This is a genomic window from Solibacillus sp. FSL W8-0372 (assembly GCF_037969735.1).
Classification (GTDB): Bacteria; Bacillota; Bacilli; order Bacillales_A; family Planococcaceae; genus Solibacillus; species Solibacillus faecavium.
In genome coordinates, this window is sequence record NZ_CP150204.1 from 2,361,561 (window position 1) to 2,383,233 (window position 21,673).

At 35.3% G+C, this 21,673-nt stretch carries 27 protein-coding genes and 1 riboswitch; of the genes, 2 read left to right on the plus strand and 25 right to left on the minus strand.

Annotated features, from left to right (window positions below):
- Positions 1–2: 2 nt before the first annotated feature.
- The 6 genes from gcvT to MKY13_RS11905 all read right to left on the minus strand — a co-directional run bounded on the left by gcvT (position 3) and on the right by MKY13_RS11905 (position 6,486).
- The gene (gene gcvT / locus MKY13_RS11880; protein WP_191700105.1) at positions 3–1,106 is read right to left on the minus strand and encodes a glycine cleavage system aminomethyltransferase GcvT; all 1,104 of its coding nucleotides are present in this window, start codon (positions 1,104–1,106) and stop codon (positions 3–5) included.
- 277 nt (positions 1,107–1,383) lie between these two features.
- Positions 1,384–1,476, minus strand: a riboswitch (glycine riboswitch).
- Between the two features lie 129 nt (positions 1,477–1,605).
- The gene (locus tag MKY13_RS11885) at positions 1,606–2,118 is read right to left on the minus strand and encodes a shikimate kinase (protein ID WP_339212875.1); all 513 of its coding nucleotides are present in this window, start codon (positions 2,116–2,118) and stop codon (positions 1,606–1,608) included.
- 673 nt (positions 2,119–2,791) lie between these two features.
- Positions 2,792–4,021: an excalibur calcium-binding domain-containing protein gene (locus MKY13_RS11890; protein ID WP_339212877.1), complete on the minus strand. Its 1,230-nt coding sequence runs from the start codon at positions 4,019–4,021 to the stop codon at positions 2,792–2,794.
- A gap of 96 nt (positions 4,022–4,117) precedes the next feature.
- Complete coding sequence (locus MKY13_RS11895; protein WP_339212879.1) at positions 4,118–4,324, minus strand: hypothetical protein; 207 nt, start codon at positions 4,322–4,324, stop codon at positions 4,118–4,120.
- A gap of 358 nt (positions 4,325–4,682) precedes the next feature.
- Entirely contained in the window at positions 4,683–5,864 is a 1,182-nt protein-coding gene (locus MKY13_RS11900; protein ID WP_339212881.1) for an S-layer homology domain-containing protein, read from the minus strand.
- A 331-nt stretch (positions 5,865–6,195) separates the two neighbouring features.
- Complete coding sequence (locus tag MKY13_RS11905; protein ID WP_339212883.1) at positions 6,196–6,486, minus strand: transcriptional regulator; 291 nt, start codon at positions 6,484–6,486, stop codon at positions 6,196–6,198.
- Between the two features lie 288 nt (positions 6,487–6,774).
- Here MKY13_RS11905 and MKY13_RS11910 point away from each other — a divergent pair, with 288 nt between their 5' ends.
- The gene (locus MKY13_RS11910; protein ID WP_339212885.1) at positions 6,775–7,224 is read left to right on the plus strand and encodes a type II toxin-antitoxin system antitoxin SocA domain-containing protein; all 450 of its coding nucleotides are present in this window, start codon (positions 6,775–6,777) and stop codon (positions 7,222–7,224) included.
- The gene (locus MKY13_RS11915) at positions 7,217–8,359 is read left to right on the plus strand and encodes a hypothetical protein (protein WP_339212887.1); all 1,143 of its coding nucleotides are present in this window, start codon (positions 7,217–7,219) and stop codon (positions 8,357–8,359) included. The genes MKY13_RS11910 and MKY13_RS11915 overlap by 8 nt, the downstream gene beginning before the upstream one ends.
- Positions 8,360–8,374: 15 nt before the next feature.
- On the opposite strand, the gene MKY13_RS11920 is transcribed toward MKY13_RS11915, so the two are convergent.
- From MKY13_RS11920 to MKY13_RS12010, 19 genes are all read right to left on the minus strand, one after another.
- Positions 8,375–9,046, minus strand: coding sequence for a M15 family metallopeptidase (locus MKY13_RS11920; protein ID WP_339212889.1), 672 nt, complete (start codon positions 9,044–9,046; stop codon positions 8,375–8,377).
- Entirely contained in the window at positions 9,043–9,324 is a 282-nt protein-coding gene (locus MKY13_RS11925) for a phage holin (protein ID WP_339212891.1), read from the minus strand. Before MKY13_RS11925 ends, MKY13_RS11920 begins: the two co-directional genes overlap by 4 nt.
- Before the next feature lie 12 nt (positions 9,325–9,336).
- Positions 9,337–9,762: a hypothetical protein gene (locus tag MKY13_RS11930; protein WP_339212893.1), complete on the minus strand. Its 426-nt coding sequence runs from the start codon at positions 9,760–9,762 to the stop codon at positions 9,337–9,339.
- A gap of 139 nt (positions 9,763–9,901) precedes the next feature.
- Positions 9,902–10,669 (minus strand): hypothetical protein, encoded by a 768-nt coding sequence (locus MKY13_RS11935; protein WP_339212895.1) that lies wholly within the window; start codon positions 10,667–10,669, stop codon positions 9,902–9,904.
- A gap of 124 nt (positions 10,670–10,793) precedes the next feature.
- Complete coding sequence (locus tag MKY13_RS11940) at positions 10,794–11,420, minus strand: GIY-YIG nuclease family protein (protein WP_339212897.1); 627 nt, start codon at positions 11,418–11,420, stop codon at positions 10,794–10,796.
- A 235-nt stretch (positions 11,421–11,655) separates the two neighbouring features.
- A complete protein-coding gene (locus tag MKY13_RS11945) occupies positions 11,656–11,814 on the minus strand; it encodes a hypothetical protein (RefSeq protein ID WP_339212899.1) in 159 nt (52 codons plus the stop codon).
- Complete coding sequence (locus MKY13_RS11950) at positions 11,814–12,101, minus strand: hypothetical protein (RefSeq protein WP_339212901.1); 288 nt, start codon at positions 12,099–12,101, stop codon at positions 11,814–11,816. Before MKY13_RS11950 ends, MKY13_RS11945 begins: the two co-directional genes overlap by 1 nt.
- A 17-nt stretch (positions 12,102–12,118) precedes the next feature.
- Complete coding sequence (locus tag MKY13_RS11955) at positions 12,119–13,645, minus strand: pyocin knob domain-containing protein (RefSeq protein ID WP_339212903.1); 1,527 nt, start codon at positions 13,643–13,645, stop codon at positions 12,119–12,121.
- Positions 13,645–14,190: a putative phage tail protein gene (locus tag MKY13_RS11960; RefSeq protein WP_339212905.1), complete on the minus strand. Its 546-nt coding sequence runs from the start codon at positions 14,188–14,190 to the stop codon at positions 13,645–13,647. Before MKY13_RS11960 ends, MKY13_RS11955 begins: the two co-directional genes overlap by 1 nt.
- Positions 14,183–15,271: a baseplate J/gp47 family protein gene (locus MKY13_RS11965; protein WP_339212907.1), complete on the minus strand. Its 1,089-nt coding sequence runs from the start codon at positions 15,269–15,271 to the stop codon at positions 14,183–14,185. The genes MKY13_RS11960 and MKY13_RS11965 overlap by 8 nt, the downstream gene beginning before the upstream one ends.
- A complete protein-coding gene (locus MKY13_RS11970) occupies positions 15,268–15,678 on the minus strand; it encodes a DUF2634 domain-containing protein (RefSeq protein WP_339212909.1) in 411 nt (136 codons plus the stop codon). Before MKY13_RS11970 ends, MKY13_RS11965 begins: the two co-directional genes overlap by 4 nt.
- Positions 15,678–16,073, minus strand: coding sequence for a DUF2577 domain-containing protein (locus MKY13_RS11975; RefSeq protein WP_339216920.1), 396 nt, complete (start codon positions 16,071–16,073; stop codon positions 15,678–15,680). The genes MKY13_RS11970 and MKY13_RS11975 overlap by 1 nt, the downstream gene beginning before the upstream one ends.
- A complete protein-coding gene (locus tag MKY13_RS11980) occupies positions 16,057–17,019 on the minus strand; it encodes a hydrolase (RefSeq protein WP_339212911.1) in 963 nt (320 codons plus the stop codon). Before MKY13_RS11980 ends, MKY13_RS11975 begins: the two co-directional genes overlap by 17 nt.
- Positions 17,012–17,695 carry a LysM peptidoglycan-binding domain-containing protein gene (locus MKY13_RS11985; RefSeq protein ID WP_339212913.1) on the minus strand — a complete coding sequence of 228 codons (684 nt, stop codon included), beginning with the start codon at positions 17,693–17,695 and terminating at the stop codon, positions 17,012–17,014. The genes MKY13_RS11980 and MKY13_RS11985 overlap by 8 nt, the downstream gene beginning before the upstream one ends.
- A complete protein-coding gene (locus tag MKY13_RS11990; protein WP_339212915.1) occupies positions 17,688–19,775 on the minus strand; it encodes a tape measure protein in 2,088 nt (695 codons plus the stop codon). Before MKY13_RS11990 ends, MKY13_RS11985 begins: the two co-directional genes overlap by 8 nt.
- Before the next feature lie 49 nt (positions 19,776–19,824).
- On the minus strand, positions 19,825–20,343 hold the full coding sequence (locus MKY13_RS11995) for a hypothetical protein (RefSeq protein ID WP_339212917.1): 519 nt from the start codon (positions 20,341–20,343) through the stop codon (positions 19,825–19,827).
- 53 nt (positions 20,344–20,396) lie between these two features.
- Positions 20,397–20,552: a hypothetical protein gene (locus tag MKY13_RS12000; protein ID WP_339212919.1), complete on the minus strand. Its 156-nt coding sequence runs from the start codon at positions 20,550–20,552 to the stop codon at positions 20,397–20,399.
- A 41-nt stretch (positions 20,553–20,593) separates the two neighbouring features.
- On the minus strand, positions 20,594–21,025 hold the full coding sequence (locus MKY13_RS12005) for a phage portal protein (protein WP_339212921.1): 432 nt from the start codon (positions 21,023–21,025) through the stop codon (positions 20,594–20,596).
- A 65-nt stretch (positions 21,026–21,090) separates the two neighbouring features.
- A complete protein-coding gene (locus tag MKY13_RS12010) occupies positions 21,091–21,666 on the minus strand; it encodes a phage tail tube protein (RefSeq protein WP_339212923.1) in 576 nt (191 codons plus the stop codon).
- Positions 21,667–21,673: the final 7 nt, after the last annotated feature.

Here is a 21,673-nt window from a genome sequence, read left to right on the forward strand (position 1 = left end):
TATTATTTTGTACGTTTATAAAACGGTTTTTCCACAATTACTGCTTTCGCTCTATTTTTGCGAATTTCAACTTCTAACTCAGTTCCGACTTCAGCGAATTTTGCGTCAATTAAAGCTAGACCGATGTTGCGTTTCGTCATCGGAGATTGTGTACCTGTTGTAACTTCTCCAATTTCAATACCATCTTTAAATACTTTATAGCCGGTACGTGGAATCCCTTTATCAATCATCTCAATACCTACTGATTTACGAGCTAGACCTTTTTCTTTTTGATCAATTAATGCTTGTTGTCCGATAAATTGTGGTTCTTTAGCTAATTTCACTGCAAACCCAATCCCAGCTTCAAGTGGTGTAATCTCTTTAGACAGTTCCTGTCCGTATAATGGCAGGCATGCTTCAAATCGTAATGTATCGCGGGCACCTAAACCAGCTGCAACAACACCTTTGTCTTTACCTGCATCCAAAATTTTATTCCATAGTTCGATAATAGCTTCTGGTGTACCGTAAAGTTCAAATCCATCTTCACCTGTATAACCAGAGCGTGATACAAGTACCGATTGTCCAGCTACATCAACATTGTCTTTAAATTTGAAATATTTAATCGCTGCCAAGTCTTCCGTCGTTAACGATTGCAGCAATTCCTCTGCTAATGGACCTTGTAATGCAATTTGAGCATAGTCATCTGAAGCGTTTGTTACTGTAACATTGCCTTCTACATGATTTTGCAACCATTCGAAGTCTTTTTCAATATTAGAGGCATTGACACAAAGCAAATAGCGCTCATCTGCTAAACGATATGTTAATAAATCATCTACAACTCCGCCGTCTTCATAGCATAGTGCACTGTATTGTGCCCCGCCAACTGCAATTTTGGAAATGTCATTCGTCAGCATTTTTTGTAAATATGGTAATGCATCTGAACCTTCTACAAAAATTTCTCCCATATGTGAAACATCAAAAAGACCAGCACGGTTACGAACTGCATCATGTTCTTCTTTAATAGAAGAAAATTGCACAGGTAATTCCCACCCACCAAAGTCAATTGTTTTCCCACCATATTTTGCGTATTCATCAAATAGCGGTGTACGTTTTAATTCATTTGTCATGTCATTTCCTCCTTAAATTTTTTATGTTATAACCATTGTAAAAATGTGACGGGGAATGATTACTTTGTGCGGTACAGCTAGCTGCCTCTTTTTACTTTGAAATTGGAAAACGTATTTTCTTTTTTTCCATAAAAAAAAGACAGACGAATCCCTTTTAATGGGATTCTCTGTCCTTGCACCTGAAAGTTACACCTAAATTTGATATTCTATCACATTTTAGGCTTTCCCCTTTGGTGGCTGCCAGTAACTTGTACTACAACAGCACTCTCCAGAGTTGCGTCAAATACGAGTCTTTTTGCCTGAGAGATTCATAGCACCGCTATTTGCTCCTTCGGCGACGTGACTTCACGTTCTCTCCCCGCATCATCATCCGCGCTAGTTTTTCAACTAATTTAAATTAACTGTACTCTTAGCAATATCCTAACATTGAATGTGTTGTAAACGCAATCTTTTTTTAATTTTACTCAATAAACGAACATTATCATATTTTTAAAATTAATTATTCGCCTTTTAATCTATTCACTTGAAAAGCAATGTATTCAACTATTTGTCTTAAAGATCTACCTACTGTAAGTACTTGTATATGGCTCGCTTCCCGATAAGCCTTTCTACGGCTATGATACAGTTCTTCCAACTCTTGTTCTGTCTTTATTTGTACTATGGGACGGTTTTTATCATTACGAATTCGCATATATATATCTTCGAATTTGGCGTCAAGGAAAAAGACTAACCCTGTCTTTCGCATAATTTTACGATTTTCTCCATTAACAGCTACCCCACCGCCAGTCGAGATAATGCATGCTTCATCACGGAAGTTTTTTAAAAATTCCGTCTCTATTTTTCGAAAGTGTGCTTCCCCGTATTGTTCAAAGATTTCCGGAATTGACATTCCCTGTTGCCGAACGATTTCATGGTCCATATCATAATAGGGCATCTTTAAGAAATAGCTTAATCTTCTGCCAATTGCACTTTTTCCGCATCCCATAAATCCAACTAAATATATTTTTCGCATGCTGTTCACCTTCTTCTAATTACGAACTACTTTATACATAGCACCTCAACTTTAATGTATCGAAAACCGGTTTTGAATTTAAATGTGAAGTTCCAATTTTTTATGCATTTCTTATTAATTCCCTATAAAGATGCTTTTGCAACTCTCACTTTAAGTATTTCTTCCCCATTTCCGATAATAGCCGAGATATTAACTTCTTTCATTTGAAATTTACACTGCAATCCGTCTCTATTTTTTGAGATGAAAGACAATTGTTGAAAGAAGTCGAAACTTCAATGAGTATTTAGTATGTTTATCGTAGCACGAACGTAAATAGATTCCAATGAATTATAAAAATTTGTAATCAAGTATTTGGGGTATTTTTTTTCAAAAATAAATATTGATTCTTTTCTGATGTTTTGTAGTATATACCCTAATAAAACGCAGTTATTTATAATTAGGGTGTTTTTATTATATTTCAAGACATTTATTTATTATAAAGTTAATCCCGATTCTAACCGAATCTTATTGAACAAGTTGGGGTACAGTTGGGGTACAGTTCTAAATTAAATTTATTTTTAAATACTAAGCATAGGCAGGTGCGATTACATTTATTAAAATAAAAAACCTTCCACTATTTAATGGAAGGTTTTTTTGCTAATCTTTTTTCAACTTCAATCACACTCTGAATATTTTACTCGCAAGCATGGCCGTCTCCATCGCGATCAAATTTTTTCTGATAAGCTGGATGACTTGATGATACACCGTTTGGATACACTTTTTTCAGTTCAGTACAATTACTAAAACTTGTCTGTGTTGGTGTTGGTGTTGGTGTTGGTGTTGTCACAACAGGTGGAACATACGGTTGAGAGACACTACTATCTTCAACAGGCTCACATGCCCATCCGTCATTATCTGCATCATGTTTTAATTCGTATGCTTTATGACCCACCTCTACCCCATTCGGGTAAACTGCATTTAATTCTGTGCAATTTTTGTATAAACTTTTTGGGGTTTCTACAGGCTTTGTTTCAAGCTTCGATTGAGGCGGTTGTTTAGTATCAGTCTTACCCGGCAAAGTCATTTCCTTGGCAGAAACCTTATAAGACTTACCATCCGTCTTTATTATAATCGTCCCATTTTCAGCCGTTGAATATACCTTTGATCCAGCTGTTTTTAACCTCTCTAATACACCACTGTGAGGATGCTTATAACTATTATTTTTTCCATAACTTAAAATAGTTACCTCTGGCTGAACTGCATCTAAGAAATATTTTGAGCTACTAGTGTTAGAACCATGATGTCCGGCTTTTAAGATTTGTACTTTTAAGGAATCGTATGAATCAACAAGTAACTCTTCTAAATCCTCGCTCGCATCAGCCATTAACAAAAATTCTACATCCTTATAACCTACTTTTAATACAATGGAAGCATCGTTTGTATCTTTAGCAAGTGGATCTGCAAATAACGCTTGCATGTAGAAATCTGATGTCCAATTCCCTATAATAATCTGTTCTATTTCAGGTTCTATATATTTTATCTTTTTATTCTTTACTAAAGATAAAATTTGACTATACGTATCGGTAGTGTGGGCTTTCCCACTATTCACAAAATTTTTAACTGAAATAGAATTTAGAACACTAACTAATCCGCCAATATGATCTGCATCAGGATGTGTAGCTACAACATAGTCAAGTTTCTTAATTCCTAATTTTTTTAGATAGTCTACAAGCCCTTTCCCTGCTTTTCGAGGACCACCATCAACTAGAATATTTTCACCTTTCGGCGTTTGAATTAAAATGGAATCCCCTTGTCCTACATCAATAAAATGCACTTCTAATTGCTTAGTGCTTGCACTTGCTGTTGGCATTGTAATCGAGACTATTAACACAATTGAAAATAATAAAATTAGTATTTTTTTCATAATATACCCCCTGCTTAGAGTATATAATCGATTGGTATTATTTACAATATTACAAATAAAAACCTTCCATTTCAATAATACGGAAGGTTTTATCTATTACTGTACTGTGTAAGCTCTAATTTGATGTTTAACTCCATTAATTTTTACTTCCTTCATGTCTGTTAATTTCACTACATATTCTACATCTTCAAACCTTATAAAAGTTGCGTCCTTAAATATCACAGGTGTCAATGAAGCTATATGATACTTGCTTTTAAATGCTAAAATATGACCACAGTTAGTTTCGAATTGATAATTATACATAACCTCACCCCCTCATTACCATTTAATTTACAATATAATAAATCGAGAGTGAAGAAAATATTCCATAAAAATTTTTTTGAGCATGTTGCTGACAAAATACGATTTAATTATTTCTATTTTAAAGTGTACGATATCCCATTTTCTTGGCTAAAACTTTTAGGGTTATGATTATCTCCTGCATACGCTCTTAATGATTTACCACTTATGTTGAAAGTTGTATTATTAGATGAAGGGTTAGTTTCCCATCATAAATAGTCGCATAACGGCATTCGCCTAAATATTGCACGCCCGATAAACCTCTACTATCTACACGCCTTCCATTGTTACTACCTATCTCCTTTAAATTGTATTTCAAAATTTATTTGTGCAGTTCGAGAGTAAAATGATTATATTCATTGTCTCTTGTCACACCTAGTTTTAATGTAAATCCATCTACAGTAATTGATTTAAAGTTCGTGAACCATTCCCCTTGTGGACTTTCAAGAGCTTCTTTTACCTTTTCATCAATAATTCGGCTAACTTCTGTTGTATCTAAGTCATTTTTATAAACTGTTTCTAAAATACGTTTTGCAACTTCTTGTGATTGTGGCATGGTATGGTCAAATGAAATTTTTTGGAATGTTTTATCTCGATCACTTACATAAAAAACTGGTGTTGATAAAAGTTTACCTACAGGTTTCCAATCTTTCACGCTAAAATCTATACCACCTGCAAGCATACTAATCACCTTTAAATCTGTGCCTGATAGAATGTTCTCCATATTTACAATAACTTCTTTATAACCTACAAATTCTTTCACAGCAGTTGGGTGTGGCATCTCAATATTTTTCTTAAATAAATCGCTCGACTTGATGTACTCATTAACCTCTTTTTCCGAGCTATTCATTGTAATACCGCCTTTAGATGGCGTTGTCGGTTTTGAATTTTTTTCACCGCCAGTTTCTTTCTCTAAGTCCATTGCACGAAACATAAATACTGCATAGTGCGAACGTGTTAAGGATTGTTTTTCTTTAAACGTGCCATCCTCAAAGCCTGTTGTAACGTTATTTTCAAACAATGCAGATACATACACATCGTAAGTCTTAGAAACATCTTTTAATGAGTGTTTGCTTCCTTTTAAGTTAAATGCAGTTGCAAGAATTTTAGCCATCTCACCTCGGCTAAGAGCCTTATTCGGATTAACATTACCTTTTGAATCCACATCAATTAATCCTGCATTTAAAAGAGCCATAATGTCGTTATAATAAGGATTCGACTTTGTTAAATCTTTCGGCACAGCTACTTTTTTAGTTTCCTTTAAAGATACTGCTCGATTGATTAACGTTGCAGCATGTTTTCGGCTTAACGTTTCATTCGGCTTGAATGTGCCATTTTCGTAGCCTTTAATGATCCCTTTTTCCGTCATGGTATGAATAATGTCGTAGTAAGGATTTTTTGATGATACATCCGAAAATGATTTTGCTGATACTTCTGTTTGCGTTGGTACTACAATCGCTGATGTTACAATTATTGTCGCTAAGAATAATTTACTTTTATTCATAAGAATCTCTCCCTTTAAAGGTCATTTAATATTTTTATTTCTTTCCGGTCATTCCTACTTCAAATTTGTAATCTAAAGCCTTTTGAATTTAAGGATTATCATCTACCGCTTTAACTAAATACAAACGTCCTCTTGAACAACAGCCAGTATATAAGTAGTCTGAATAAAACAAATACTCGGATATATTGTCGTCTCAACATTTCTTTTCAACTTTACACTCTTAATATAAAGGAAGTCGTTCACTTTTTTTAATTCCTGAAAGGTTTCGTTTATTTTCATATCGTATCATTCTTCAAAGATTTTACTCATTTTCCACTGATTTAAATGTTTTTTATCGCGTTCCAGTGTCTTTAGGAACAATTCCAATGTTATCGTTGAATGTCATCGCAGATATCCCTAATTTCCTTAAACCACTCGCCCTATTTAATACTGGGTATGCAGCTAAGATGTTATCGAATTTAAAAGTGCGTTTTGCATGACGTGTAAAACAGTACGCTTGCACAGCATCATCAACAATTTTAATTAATTTAATTCGTCGTTTAGTGAGGGTATTATTTTTAGCTATGTACATAATATCTACGACCTGATTGTGTTGCATTGCTTTCTTAATTTGTTCTTTCATTGCAAAACACCTCGCTCTTTTTTATAAATTATAGAACAAGCGTTCCTATTTTCCGATCATTATTATATTCCTTTTCCTAATAATTTTTTCATATAATCACTTACTTTTTTAATAAGTGTGTTATTATGAGAACAAGGGTTCTTTTTGTATATTAAACTATTTAGAATACTTAATAAGATATATTTAAACCGTTTACATAATAGTTTTAATCATGTAATTTAGTGTTAATACATAATTATATATTTTAATTAATATATATAATAAAAATATAATAAAGGAGTGAACATTATGGCAGGTATGAGAGACTTAGCAAATCATATTATTGCTGTCGCTAACCAAAATGACCTACCTGTAACTAATTTACAAGTTCAAAAGGTGATGTTTTTCTCTTTAGGTATGCACATAAGACAAACAGGGGCTATTGATAACTTAGTAAGAAGAACATATGATGTACCTTTCGAGAAATGGCAATATGGTCCTGTTGTTGAATCTATTTATTATCGATTAAATCACATGAAAGATAAAGATGTCACATCTGTAGAAGAAGGTAGGTATAGTCCAGAATACGCTCACTTAGATGGACTCATCAAGACTCTATTGGATATTAATGTCTTCGATTTAGTAAAACTTTCTCACGATCTTCCTTCATGGGCAAAATATGAACAAGATATATTAAACCGTAATTACGTAGAACCTTATACTCTAAAAGAAATTGAAGAGGATTTTTTGAATGGATAAGAGTGAAGAGCGTTTTCTAGCAAAACTCGCAGAATTAATAAAAGAATTTCAACCTGATAAAATGCCTTCAAATACAAGTCAGCCATTAACTTTAGATACTTTACTTAATCACGAAAATATTAGTCCCAAGAAAAGTCATAGAATTAATACAAATCTAGATTTTAAATTTAATGAGTTTGTAGAACAACTTGAAAAAACGGAGTTTTATCAAGGATTAATTCCTTACGATAAAATAACTGAATGTGTATTTGATAATACGCCACCAGAAATGTTATATACATTTACTGGGGAGCTACGCAATAGAGGTAACGAATACTTTCAAAGTAAGACGGTATCTCCTAGCAATGAGGAAGATGTCAGTTTGGAAGAAGTTGCTGCAGACATGTTGCAAATTACTGAAAACAGAATTCTAAATGAAGAAGTTCAATCTATAGCGAACGAATTTAAAAAAGTAACTGATCATATTAAAGAAGAAATAATGTTTTTGAAAATTGTACGACACATCGATTTAGCATTAATACAAAAGAATAGTATAGCGAATGTTCGACTTAGAGAAATGGATGAGTTGAAAACTGAACATGCGAGCTTAAAACAAAATTATCTCGAATTAAAAAAAGAAGCAGATACTCAATATAGAAATATGTTGACTCAGTTTATCTCAATTTTAGGTATTTTTGCAGCGATATTAATGGGGGCTTTCGGTGCAATACAAGGGTTTGCTAATATTTTTGCTAATGCTAGTGATATTCCATTAGGTAATTTATTGATCATTAGCTCTATGGGGGCATCCTCTGTTTTACTAATACTTTTCTTTTTACTAAACGGAATTGCTAAGCTCACTGGTAGAAGTTTAAATAGCAGCGATTCTGAAAGTACTACTTTACTCGATAAACATCCGACAATTGTTATGTCTCATGGGATTTTAATAGGAATTGCACTAGTAGGAGCAGCCCTTACTTTAAGTAATATTCAATTAAAATTTGCTTTACAAGGTTTATGGTGGTTTGTACCTTTAATTTGGTTTTTCTACTTTTTAATTGCAATTAATCGTAAAGATTTTTTCTTTTTATTTAAATGGAATTTTTATAAATCTTTTTCTAAAAAAGATGAATTACAAAAGCCCACTGCTGAATAAGCAGAGGGCTTTTAATTATTTTTTAGCTTTTTCTCTACGATTTAACACCGTCATTTGTAAACCAACCAAACGATCTGTAGTCATAGTACCATTTTGCAAAGCTTTTAAATGAGAGTCGTTAATAACTCCATCTTTAACTGCCTTTGTCAGAAAATCCTCCGTTTCTGTTCGGATGGCTGGGCTACCAGGATTCCATATGTTACTCATTTTCGTTTCCTCCTTTTTATCCTCTACGATTAATTGCACCTTCAAACTACTGTTAGATGGAACAATGACTTGTCCCTCCAACATATATCCAGCTGGCATACGCCAATTCGATTTAACCTCAAAATGCGGACGGTCGATATTATTAGACCAACCGCCACCCCATGTAATACCAAGTTTACGAGCGATGGCACCAACTTTATTTAATGTAGCAATATCGTATAGAGCCTGTGGAGGACCTACCGCAATATCCCATGCTAAACGACTGCTATGATTACTATTAAGTGTCCAAGTAACAATTAGTCCTGGACGTGTACGACCTTGACCGTATAAATACTTTTGGCGAGCTGGACTGCGATATGTTTCGGTGATGAAGATATTTCGAATGCCTGCTTTGTAACACTCCTGGAATAATAACCTACAGGCTAATTGTGCGTTAGCCGAAAGCTCGGATAAATCACGACAAGTTGTAGTTACACTCATAATTTATCGTCCTTTGGTTTGTCATATCCCAATGCTCTTTTACTATCTCCAATACCAGGGGTAGTCGGATCAATTAAAAAAGTCGCTACAGAGACAATCACTGTAACGACCACATATGGGTTTAATATTGCCTCTTTGGCTAAGGAGCCTACCATTGACCAAGTAGTTAAATCCTCGGCATTGACGCCAAAGTAGACGCCTATAGGTGCTACAATTGCTAAAATTAAAGCTACATAAAAATATGGGTTTTTGAAACGCACTTTCAAATTGATTTTCATAATGTTTCCCTCCTATTTTATAAATTGTAAAAATGTAACGATAGCTGCAATTATTCCTGCTACTCCACCAGTACCGAAAATACCCAAAAATATTTTTTCTCTTGTGTCCATTCTTTTAATAGCAATATCTTTTTCGGACTGTGCTTCGAATTCCGCTTGCTTCAATACATGGTCCGCAAACGGCTTAAGTAAATCCCTTGTTTGGTTACCATCCTTCATGACCGTTAATTCCAATTCTTTTTGCCCCTTCTGAACATTTAGTAAATCTGATTTTAACGATGTCACTTCCATTTTAAATTCTTGATGCTCTTTCTCTAATACTTCGAGACGTGGCAAGATTTCTACATTAATGGCTTTATCATGTTCTTTAAGGGTCTTACCTTGCTCTTCCATCATTTTAATCATAGATGCACCCCCTCCAATTGTATCAACAGCCATCCTCTCCCCCCAATTCCTCTGCTACATATAAAGTGTGTGCTGTGAGACGCATCGAGATTATGTTTTGTTTGTGCACTGGTGTCCGTTTCGATTCGTCTGAAAACCAATAGAAAAAGCACCCTTGGATGAGGGTGCTAGACTAATTAGTAATGTTAAATTTTTTTCTTAATTCAATAATGCGTTCATCTTCTATTAACGATTCTTCATATCTTACTTTTGATACCCTAATATTATTAAATAATACTTTTTTTAATTCTTCTTTATTCAATTGCAATTCATAAAGACTTTCGATAAAAATACTACTTTCAAAAGCATTTTTTATTTCAGGTCGTAATATTGCTATTTGTTCAATTTGATTAATTATTCTCCATAACGAAGTATTCTCTATATTTTGTATACATAAAAAAAGCTTCAAATCGATTTCTTGTAAAGAAGTTATTTGTTTTGAAAATAAAAGTGTTCTGCTCTTTAAAGAAAGCATACTTTCGAATATAGTTGATTCTTTTAAGTTACTATTTAATTTGTATGGTATTTTAGATTCCATTATATTTAAATTAGATATCACTTTTGTTAAATATTCCTTCGATAGAGGTGAGTTTGATAGAAATTCAATTTTATTTTCGCTAAGGAAAATTAAGTCTTCAAATAACATTTCTATATCCCTTATAATTAGGATACCAGGATCAACTATTTTAGCGTCTATTAATTTTTTCCTTTGAAGTTTGGGTAAAACTACATCTAATAAATAAAAAATATAAGCTGCTACAAAACTCATGCTTAATCCACTAATAACTACCCCTGTTTCATTACCATATTCCCAAAACTCTGGGGTGTTACTCCAAATAAAATTAATTATGAATATACAACTTAATGAAAATAAAAATACAATAATTAAAATCTTTTTCATTTCTGTTCCTCCCTTCATCTAAATTTCGACAAAAGAAGAAAACTACCTTTTATAAAGTTCTCTACTATTTTACATTATATGTTACTCAACATTTTGGAACAATTCTTTTGTTACGAATAAATAATTATCTTGTTAAATTTCGTTTTTTCCCCATAGAAATTGCCTGAAGTAAACCCCCAGGCATTTCCCCACCAATCGTCCTATTACACACGAATATATCTGGAAATTGATTTATGAAGTTATCTTCAATATTAAAAATTTGGGTGGTTACATACGCATAAATTCTGGTAGTATCAAGAGCACGAAAACTATCAATTGAAAGTTTCGAGGTATTAACATTACCAAATATAAGTCTATCAAAAGATTTACTACTCGACCAATGTTGCCTAATACGCCTTTTAATATTACTTGAAGTACCAATATATACTTGTGAATATTCATCGAGTACCATTAAATAATATCCTGATTTCCCATCATACAAATTCAAATCAAATACCTCAATAAATTGAGTATTCATTTCGAGAAATTTCTCTATTCCTTCTCGAAATTCGTTGCGATCTAATAAAGAGAGATATTCAATATTTAAATCGAAATTTTCCATACTCCTTTTGAGTTGTTTTTCACACCATTCTTCATCATATACTTTGTTATTACCAAATGAGCTTTTATTACTGACTACAGCATATTTTTCCCGTGTTAACTTTAGTCCCCTTTTCCCTTCGTGTACCTTCACTCCAAAATGATATGTCATAAATCACCCCTGCTGTTTATTTCATATAATAAATATGATCTATATCTTTATATTATATCCCATCAAATTCTCAAGATTTTTTAAATTTTAAATAGACTGGATATTATTCTTATCCATCCAAAAATAGAGACCCATATTACAACACTTAAAATCAATCCATTAAATAAGCCTATGAAAAATCTGTTTTCCATAATTACCACTCCTTAAATTTAAGGAGTGGTAAAGACAAAATAAATTAAACGCCTTCAGTATTCTCCAAGATATAATCCTCAACAGCCTCTCGGTAATCTGGATTTGTAATATCATCGAGGATGTATGTCTCACCAGTCTTTGGATTTAAACCACCGTTCATAATTCTTTCTGCTGCAATACGTACCACTACTGAATTTACCATTATAAAATCCCTCCAATTTCATTTTCTGCTTGTAATAATAGCTGATCTTCTAATTCGCGGATCTGACGTTCTTGTTCAGTTTCTACATAAGTAGAAACGAGAACAGGTTTCCCATTTTCTATACGCTCAATATCGTATTTCATTGGGTCGAAATTCTCATATGGAATATCTAGGTATTGTAATTTTTCAATTGGCTTTCTAGGTAGTCCACCTTCTACTCTGTGTAAGGTAGCTAAAATTCGTCCGTCAGTAGCGTCATAAAATACGCGAGTACATGCCTTTTCCATTGTATACCTCCTTTAAATTAGCCGAACGCCATCCATTCCATTTGTATAGCCGGAATAGGGTAATGATTACTAGGTGCTACCTGAACAACGAAACCACCATTTCTAATGACTGCGGTACGCTGCTCCTCTTCTCCACTAGATGTATGCCCTCCTCTACCTAGTGCTCCTTGTACTGCATAGCCATAACCACCACCAAAAAGGCCAGTATTTGGAGGAGAATAAATCGATAAATAATTAGCAGTAAGAACGCTACCACGTGTAATGATTAGTTTTGGAGTAAAACCGAAAGTTCCGGCGGGAATATCCATACGAGTTGAGACGTTATTTACAAAACCCCTAGCGTATCTAATACCCATACCTGCCATTATTCTAATATTATTTGCCATGTTAGCGAACGTTTCAATAGGGCTTGTGTAAACCCCTCCGTCAGAAATGGCGCTCGCAACGGCTGTTTTCCCATTACTGACAGATGTAAAAAGCTCTTGGATAGAAGGTGACCATGGAGTCCATGCACCATTATAATAATGCCGTACTTTCATGTCGCCAGCTTGATGAGCATAACTTCTGGCGAACTGAGAACGGCTATGACTAGCGCCACTTCCTGAATAGAATATTTGTTCTATATACCAGAACATGCTCGTCTGTCCACCACTTTGAGCATTTGCATGGTTAGTGATAAAGGCTCTATCTAGAAATGTATTAGGGTCAGGGTAAGCGCCTCCACCTAAATGAGCCTTGTCGTATACAACATTTTGGTCTACTTCCCTCCAGGGCTCCCATACATTATCAATTCGCATACGTTCAAATTTCTTACCATTTTCTGAATTAGCACCAAATCTAACAACTCTTTGAATTAACCAGTTATCCGCATGGGATATTACTTCACCCATATGCCATTGAGCATTTGGTGCATTTGCAGCATCAAGACCCATATACATACCGTTTTTAGTTGCAAAATTCCAGTTCGTAATTTGAGTACAATACGGTAAAAATCGTAAATATACTTCAGCCCCGTTATTCCATCCAGTAATAGTTGACTGTGAGAATGTTGCTTGTTTCCAAGCTGACCATTCTCCTCCAGAAACACCTGCGTCATAACGTCTTGTATACTTAATGTCTCCAACCATTGTTGTAAATTCTTGTAACCCATAACCTTGTTCAGGAAAATAGTAATTTAAGATACCATAACCTGTTGGAGGTGCATTATGCCCTGTTGCCTCACCGACTTTGTATGACTTATTCGCTTCCAAAAGATCAAAATTCACTTCCTGACCAGATATAAAATTGTTGGATTTAGCTAAGAAACCGCCGTTCCACTTAGAGCGTTCTTGCGATGTAATATGAGCTGTTTTATCGCCATAATGTTTAGTAAATTCTGTTTCTAAATCGCTTAATTCTTGCTCTATTTGTGTAATGTCAGCCTTATTTTCTAACTCTTTTAATTTTGTGTCGATAATATCCATATTCCCATTAGGAACATTAACGTCATAAAATTCATCAGGTCCAGGCTTAACTAAACCGTAATTAGTTGTTTGCTCCGCCATTAAATCACTTCCTCTCTTAATTGCTGATGTGTAAACGTCGCAAGCTGAGCATGTGTGTATTGAGCCAATTTACTGTATTGGTTATAGCGTAATTCAACCGTCAAAATCATATTTTGAGGAATAATGCGCTCAAGCATCAGTTCAACCGCTTCAAACTGCCCTTTTACAGTTAATTCAAGCTTCACTTTTAGCCATTTTTCAGCAACGTTACGTTCATAGTAGTACTTTCCTTCACCTAGCAAGCTATCCAGTAGCTGTTTCAATACTTTGTTCGTATAAGGTGCTTGCTCCTGATACCGTGATAAAAGTCTAAATCGACGCGTTTCAATGGTATCTGTTGCTGGTACATTGAGCTTCAGCATTTTTTCTAAGCGCGATAAACCACTGTCTGTAGCTGTTACAATAAATTGATCATTTAATATATCCTCAATTTTTTGCCACAATCCATTTAGAATTGGCGTCTCTACATGAGCAACTGCTTGAATTTCCTCAATTTCCTTAAAGATTTGCGGTAGATAACTAAGAAAATCAACTTCTCTAGCCATTTATAACACCTACCTTTGGAATGGCATCAGGCGCAATTTGAACATTAGCAGTCCCACCATTTAATTGAGTATTTGCAATGTCCAGCACACCCGAAACATTTAACAAGCGATATTCTATTTGACTAATCCGAATCACAAGTCCTGCGTTATCATCTTCGCTTTCAGCCCATTCTTTAGCTAATTCCACGAAGTACTCCTCAATAACATTTTGTACATTCGTTTGAATATCAGCCCATGTCCAGCCTGCTTGATACGTAATATTGAGACCAATATTAATAATTGCTTCATTAACCGCAAAAACTGTTACGATGTGATCAATAGGTGCATAACCTACCCCTTCGCCTTGTGCATGCATTGGATCTACAGCTTCTTGTACATCATCTACAAGCGTCTGCGTGGGTTTTTGGTAGAGTGAGTTAATAATGACTAACTTAACTGTGCCCCCACCATTCCAAGCACGATAAACACGTACACCACCAACACCAGGTTGAGCGAGTGTCTTTTCTTTATAATTAGCACGATTCCCTCCGAAAGATACGGAGCCAAAACTGTTAAAATAACGACGGCGCATTACTTCTGTATCTTCTTCATCTTCACCTGGGACGAGTAACTCAACTAATTCAGCCGTTTGCAAGCCGTCAATATAGTTGATTGGAATTAATGAACCGTATTCTGTATTTCCAATAGCCCCAAAAGTCTCTGACTCTAAAATGAATTTTCCATTACTAATCTTTTCAATAACTGTATAGTTCAGTTGATCTAAGCTAAAACGCGCTCCAATTGGTACATCTATGTTAAAGATAGCTCGCCATTTTGCTTTAGTTGCTGGCTTTGGAGTTAAACCTCGTTCTGCCATACGTCGAATTAAAGTCTCTCTAGGGGCTGTATCAGCAAATACCATATCTACATAGTTTTTTAATGTCGTTAGCATCTGAATAGTTTCGATACTGTTAACCGCGGTAGCATTATATAGCGGTGAAGTTTCACGCATATCCAAGCGTTCATCAAGTTCAGCTACATTTGTTCTTTTAATTGCCTGGATATCTTCAAAAGTCGAATCTAAATTGAAAGGCTGTGTCATGCATAAATCACCTCTCTTTCTGCTTCAATTTCTCCGTAGATTGAACGGACAATAAACTGCACATGTACTTTATTTTTGTTAGTAGTAACCACAAAGGAATCCACATCATTGATACGATCATCTTGCAATAAACATTCCTTGATACGCCTCGGTACTTCACTGGCTACATAAGCAGTCGGCATTCCAAACAAATCTTTTAATTCAATAAAATTGTTCCAAGAATAAATAATATGATCATAACGCTCAATAGAAAGCATAATAAAAATCGCTTGTTTCAATGCTTCTCTTTCATCAACGAAGCCTGAACAGCGATTTTTATTAAAATTTATATAATGAGCTTTTGTAGGCTCGACCACTTCCTCAAAGTCTGCAGTTAAACCATCATTTTCAATCTGTCTTGGTAGCATCAAACCACCTCTTTATCAATTATTAAATACTGCTGACCACCATGTGCACGGATCATTGTTACCTTATCCCCAATAATCAATCCATTGTGTATTAGAAACTTTTTACGACCTTTGTATTCATGATTATGAGATGCATATGCTGCATCACCCGAACCACCAGAACGATTTTCTGTTAAATGGTCCACTGTCATATCCACTTCATAATCCATAACAGCACGTGTCAATTTGAGTTGTTCTTGCTCAAGTAAAAGCTTTTGGTCTACACGAACTTTTAATGGAGCAATTGACTCTACTGTGCCGTAAACAATATCCGTTAATTTTTGTGCATTTACTGCATCCAGTACGACTTTTCGTAAGGTACGGATAATATCCGACATATCACGCAACAAAATCACCGCCAATCAATTTCAAATCCATTCGATGATCTGATTCATAAAAAGAATGTTTTACTGTTTCGACCATCATAAAATTAGCAACAGTTAAGTCACCAAGATACATTTGCACGCCTAATGTTGAACCACCTCTTACACGTCGGTCTCCAAACACTTTATTTATGTGCAGCTTACGTGATTTTTGATTATACAGTGCTAACAGTGCATCAGCTTTCACTTTGCCATTCTCGCCCTCATCAACGCTTTCAGTTAACTGAAGAACACCCCATTGATTTATATTGGCGCTATCCTGAGCAATGAAGATTTCTCGTTTACCGGTCTTTTTATTTTCCCGAGACAACTTAATTTTATTGTGAGTATTTTCATCAATTGAAGTGGTGTATTCAAACGTTTCACCACTATCTTCATCCACCAAAATATCAAGCTTTAACTGCTTAACATTACGGTAATTTAACTTCCCGTAATCATCATAAAGTACAAATAAATTACCTGTATTTTTCGTAGTGATTGCACCAGCATTATCCATAATCGTGAATAGCTCTTGATTATCTTCAACACGAGAAGCAATGACAAACTTTGTATCTGCTATCATGCCACCTTGTAAACCAAAATCAGCAATGAGCATCTGAAGAACCTGAGCTGCCGTTTTATTTTTATATACATAGGTATCTTTGTTTTTAAAGTAGCGCAATTGATCATAAGCCGTAACGGATATAATGCGATTGTTGGTACGCTTTTTCGTAAATACAAATCCAGCGAAGATTTTATCACCGTCATAATCAAAGCGGACCATATCTCCTTCATGGAAGCCTAATAGTTCATCTTTAATTACGTTAAACGTTAATTTACCAGGCATCGACTTACGATGTGTCTCCCATATAATAGGCTCTTGTACGGCAACATCAAAGATACGGCCACGTGATAGTATGAGCAATTGATACTTACCCAAGTTTAATCACCTGCCCGGCTCTAATTAAATTGGGGTTAGATAAATTATTAAGCTTTGCTAAATCATCGGTTTTCGCACCATTACCTAATTCCTTTTTAGCAATTGACCATAAAGTATCACCTGCTTTGACAGTATACGTTTTTGGTGTCTGCTTGCCTGTTGTCGGTCTTGATTTCTCTACAGTGACCTTTTGTTTAGGTTGTGCAGAACTAGCCGTATTTGAAGCACTAGGGCTCGATTTAATGTTTAGCTTTTTTGTACCGAATGGACGGAATTGTTTTAAAGAGATTGTTGTTTTGATGTCAAATCCATTCTCTGCATCTTCATCAATCGTATAGTCCTCAATTGAAACCGTCATATTCGTATCAAATAATAAAGAGCCATCCGGTTTCATTCGATTAACAATGAACTGGAAAGGCTCTTGAGATACTTTTAATTTTTCGAGATGGTCTAAAAAATATGAAGCTGATTGAAATCCGCTTGGATATACAGCAAATGGATATTTAACGTTGGGGAACTCAACTTCAAATTCTATATCAGTAAGACCAGCCTTTTTTAACAGGTTAACTTCACCTTCATTAATTAAAGTAATCGTTTCATTTTTATTGTTAACTTTCATACTCATAGCAGATGGAGCGACAGGAAGCTGTACACCATCCATAAAAAAGTTATACATCCGTATCGTCCCCCTCTGCTAATACTGCTACTACTTCCTCGACTTTTTCACCAAAACGATCAATAACCCCATCGATATCCATTTCGGAATTGATGTGGTTCTCATTTTTCATATCTACTTTAATTTCGGCTGTAGTATAGCGGTTAATGGCTTCACGATCAGCTAAATCGCGAAGATATTTTAATTCATTGGCTGTGCCATCCAGCGATTTTGCCATTTTAGCTGTGTTATCAGCAGTTTTTTTGGCTGCTGGGCTATCTTTGCCAGCGCCAAGAGCACTTAAATCAGGCATGTTAATGCTATTCATTAAATCTTCCCAAGACCTTGAAGATTCTTGTGTCCCTATATTTCCTAATCCTCCGCTAAATAGATTTGATCCCCATTCGTTCCCCACATCCCAAGCCTTACCATATTCGTAACGCTCCAGATGATATTCAGCACTTTCCATTCTCGGAACTTTTACAGCTGCCTCACCGTATTTTGACGTGATAGAAGCATCAAGCGAACCTCTCCAACCGTTAACTGCACCAGCTAAACTAGACCCAAAAACGGCATCGATTGCGTTTGCTAAACTTTGAATAATCACTAAAACATAATCCGCCATATCACCAAACATCCTCATAATAGAGCCTATAGGGTCTATAAAAACATTTGCTAAAAATTCGGCAAATGAAGCAAATAAGTTCCAACACGCCGCTACAATATCCATCACTAAATTGTAAAAGGCGACAAAAAGGTTATTAATAAATGCAACTGCCACCATAATTGCACCTGCTACAGCCCCAGTTGCATTTATAGATGTACCTGCAAAATGATTTATAGCGTTTATAGCGGCATAGTATACTCCAATTAAAAGTACAATACCTGCAATAACTAGACCAATTGGATTGGCAGCCATCGCTGCATTTAAAACCCAATGTGCAGCAGCAGCTAACAAAGTCCATGTTTGAACGAGGACCAAATAGCTGATTAAAACTCCTAAAGCTCCTGCCACCCCTAAAATAATTGGACCTAACCAAAACCAGTTATCATATACAAATGCACCGACACTTGCTAATAGATTAAAAATTGCAAGAGTAGCACTACCAATTGTATATAGAGCTGATTTTGCACTTTCAACAAAAGATAAAAAGCGCTCGCTATTAAAGGTATCGTTCATGCTACTCAATAAGATTTGAAAAGCCCAAAGCGCTTCGTTTTTGAAGTTTTGCCAGATTTGGCTAAACGTTAATGGCATGTTGTTAAATTTATCATTAATCTCATCTGCAGCAGCAAACATGGATAACTTAACTACATCAGCCGTCAATTTTCCTTCTTTCGCCATTTCGCGAATTTTACCGATTGGAACATCTAAATAATCAGCAATTGTATGAATGATATTTGGAGCTTGTTCAAATACAGAGTTTAATTCCTCGCCCCTTAGAACACCTGAACCCAACGCTTGTGTCAATTGCAAAGTAGCTGCTGAAACACCTTCAGCGCTTGTTCCGGCAATACCGAACTGTTTATTTAGTAATTCCGCGAATGCAACTGCTTCCGCATTACTACTAAAGGCATCCTTTGCATTCATACCTAACTTACCAACTAAATCCGCCATTTGAGAATACGACCCATATGCTCTTTGTGCGCTATCAAAAATCATTCGTTGCAATTGAGCAGTTGTTTGTAAGCCATCATTCATTAAGGATAGGCGAGCAGTAATATTGGTCACTTCATCAGACAGATTTACCGCTGTGCCTATTAAATCTTTGAAAGCTTGAAATGAGATATAGGTACCAACAATGGCCAGCATTTTACTTAATAATGCATTAGCAGCACCTGTTCCCTCCCGAACAGAATTATTAAATCGGCCTTGTTGATGATCAGCCTGACGTATTTGCGTTTCTATCTGGTCAAATGCTTGTTCAGCGCGCGCTAATTCACGTCTGGCAATCTCGATACTGGACATGTCCATTGCGTTACCCGACGCACGATTCAGCTGTTCAAAACTGTTGATTGTTGCTTGCATCGCTACATTCATGGCTTTAAATGTATTCGATAAGCCATCTTGAATTTGAATTGCTGTTCGAATAGTAGCCAACTGATATCCCCCTTTCTCCAAAAGAAAAAGCACTCAAATTAATGAGCGCTTATTCGTAAAAATTGCTATCGTACGTGAAACGTATTAAGCCGAATGTATTTTCTTTAATGTCATGGATTTCTACTTTTTGAATTCCTTCTGTTACAGGCTCATATTTTTCTACCACCTCTGTATTCACGGTTCTCGCCATGTTTTTATAAGTATCAGTAATGCCAAAAGTTTTCATCGCATCTTTGCCAGAACTGAAAACAAAAGTTGAATCATCATAGCCCCAATAAACACCGGAATATGCGTTTAATCGTGTAACAGTATCTTCAAACAGAATAAATTCAAATTTATTGTTTTCATAAATATAAAGTTTTCCTACGATACTTTTATTTGTCTTAGGAATAGACCATTCATAATCTTCGATTGATTCCGGCTCACCCATAATATTCACAAGTTCATCTGATGTTAAGTTACTAAATTGAGTTGCATCAATGATCATTTCTACATCATCTCCTTGTGTAGAATCCGAGCATCCGTATAATGCTAATAACGTTAACACAATTAATAAGATTTTTTTCATCAAACACCCTCCTTCATACATAAATATACATAATTAGGAATGGGTTTTCTAGTTTACCTTTTTCGCTTGCCTTTTTTATTCTTTCTTTCAGCTTCTTTTTGAGCTTTTTCATCAGCTGCCATTTTTATCTGTACAGCAGCAATTACAAAAGCTTTTTCCCACTTCGGCAAAGAATCATATTCAGACGGCCACTTATGTAATTTATGCAAACAATAATAAGCAATATTTGCATCATAGTCGCCGTCCTCGATTAGTTTTTTGCTTCTTCTACTGCCTCTTCCATGCCGACATCAAAGCCGTTTGCATTTTGTACAATTTTTAGATATTCAGCATATTCACCTGGTAAAAGCATCTTTTTAAGTAAAGCCTCTGCCCCCATCACTTTGTAAGAATTTTGAAGCTCTTTATCATGCAAATTCGGGAATTTAGTACATTCTACCGCTAATGAAGTTAAATATGCATCATAATCTGTTGTTGGTTGAAATACATTTTTCTTTCCTGGTACCGGTAATCGTTTAGTATGTTGTTTACGTAATGCTTCATCACGATCTGAATCCACCGAAGCTACTTGCCATTTCATTGGTTGCTTTGATTCAGGATCTATGAAACGTTTAGAAACTACATGTTCCTCTGCCTCTGGATTAATTGCATTTTGTGCTAAGAAAGCTGTTAAATTACTCATTTATATTCACCATTCCTTTGTTATTTTTAAGTATAAGAAAAGCCTGCCGATGAACGGCAAGCTCGTTATTGCATTTCTGCTAAAATAGAAAACTCTTCCGGCATATCCCAATCCTCGAAAGTGAAGTCAACTGAATCTTCAAGGTATTCCGCATCTGCATCTAGTGCTGCAATAATACCACCATCCATATTACAATCGATTAAAATTGTTGTTTGACGACCAATGGAGGAAGAGCTATCTTCATTTGTCACTTGGATATCAAAATAAATATCTTCCCCCGTATCTTTGTAGCGTTTTAATAGCTTCCGGAAAATCGATGTATTGAAGTGGAATGTAGCAGATCCAGTACCTTCCCACCCAGTAGATTTGTTACCTTTACCTGTTCGACCCATAATCGGCACTTGTGTTTTCGTTTTGTCCATACGTGCCTCTAAATTAATTAGATTGGCGAACAAATATCGATTGCCTTCGATTGTAACGAAAGCTCGCCCTTGGGCACCGTGAACAGCGTCGCGCGCATGCATTGTTGTCTCTGCAAAGAACTGTAGATCCAACTTCAATGGTAATTGAAGTGCTTTCTTTTGTTTTAAAAAACGTGACAACATAGTTGCTGCCACGATACGTTTAATCAGTTTATTCATCTAGTAT

Bases quoted from the DNA above. Each gene is read 5' to 3' on its own strand.
- MKY13_RS11900 (WP_339212881.1), bottom strand. From the start codon at position 5,864: ATGAATAAAAGTAAATTATTCTTAGCGACAATAATTGTAACATCAGCG.
- MKY13_RS11950 (WP_339212901.1), bottom strand. From the start codon at position 12,101: ATGGAAAAGGCATGTACTCGCGTATTTTATGACGCTACTGACGGACGA.
- MKY13_RS11915 (WP_339212887.1), top strand. From the start codon at position 7,217: ATGGATAAGAGTGAAGAGCGTTTTCTAGCAAAACTCGCAGAATTAATA.
- MKY13_RS11945 (WP_339212899.1), bottom strand. From the start codon at position 11,814: ATGGTAAATTCAGTAGTGGTACGTATTGCAGCAGAAAGAATTATGAAC.
- MKY13_RS11890 (WP_339212877.1), bottom strand. From the start codon at position 4,021: ATGAAAAAAATACTAATTTTATTATTTTCAATTGTGTTAATAGTCTCG.
- MKY13_RS11995 (WP_339212917.1), bottom strand. From the start codon at position 20,343: ATGAAAAAAATCTTATTAATTGTGTTAACGTTATTAGCATTATACGGA.
- MKY13_RS11895 (WP_339212879.1), bottom strand. From the start codon at position 4,324: ATGTATAATTATCAATTCGAAACTAACTGTGGTCATATTTTAGCATTT.
- MKY13_RS12005 (WP_339212921.1), bottom strand. From the start codon at position 21,025: ATGAGTAATTTAACAGCTTTCTTAGCACAAAATGCAATTAATCCAGAG.
- MKY13_RS11985 (WP_339212913.1), bottom strand. From the start codon at position 17,695: ATGTATAACTTTTTTATGGATGGTGTACAGCTTCCTGTCGCTCCATCT.
- MKY13_RS11920 (WP_339212889.1), bottom strand. From the start codon at position 9,046: ATGAGTGTAACTACAACTTGTCGTGATTTATCCGAGCTTTCGGCTAAC.
- MKY13_RS11930 (WP_339212893.1), bottom strand. From the start codon at position 9,762: ATGGCTGTTGATACAATTGGAGGGGGTGCATCTATGATTAAAATGATG.
- MKY13_RS11940 (WP_339212897.1), bottom strand. From the start codon at position 11,420: ATGACATATCATTTTGGAGTGAAGGTACACGAAGGGAAAAGGGGACTA.
- gcvT (WP_191700105.1), bottom strand. From the start codon at position 1,106: ATGACAAATGAATTAAAACGTACACCGCTATTTGATGAATACGCAAAA.
- MKY13_RS11925 (WP_339212891.1), bottom strand. From the start codon at position 9,324: ATGAAAATCAATTTGAAAGTGCGTTTCAAAAACCCATATTTTTATGTA.
- MKY13_RS11955 (WP_339212903.1), bottom strand. From the start codon at position 13,645: ATGGCGGAGCAAACAACTAATTACGGTTTAGTTAAGCCTGGACCTGAT.
- MKY13_RS11885 (WP_339212875.1), bottom strand. From the start codon at position 2,118: ATGCGAAAAATATATTTAGTTGGATTTATGGGATGCGGAAAAAGTGCA.
- MKY13_RS11910 (WP_339212885.1), top strand. From the start codon at position 6,775: ATGGCAGGTATGAGAGACTTAGCAAATCATATTATTGCTGTCGCTAAC.
- MKY13_RS11935 (WP_339212895.1), bottom strand. From the start codon at position 10,669: ATGAAAAAGATTTTAATTATTGTATTTTTATTTTCATTAAGTTGTATA.
- MKY13_RS11965 (WP_339212907.1), bottom strand. From the start codon at position 15,271: ATGACACAGCCTTTCAATTTAGATTCGACTTTTGAAGATATCCAGGCA.
- MKY13_RS12010 (WP_339212923.1), bottom strand. From the start codon at position 21,666: ATGAATAAACTGATTAAACGTATCGTGGCAGCAACTATGTTGTCACGT.
- MKY13_RS11960 (WP_339212905.1), bottom strand. From the start codon at position 14,190: ATGGCTAGAGAAGTTGATTTTCTTAGTTATCTACCGCAAATCTTTAAG.
- MKY13_RS11970 (WP_339212909.1), bottom strand. From the start codon at position 15,678: ATGCTACCAAGACAGATTGAAAATGATGGTTTAACTGCAGACTTTGAG.
- MKY13_RS11905 (WP_339212883.1), bottom strand. From the start codon at position 6,486: ATGAAAGAACAAATTAAGAAAGCAATGCAACACAATCAGGTCGTAGAT.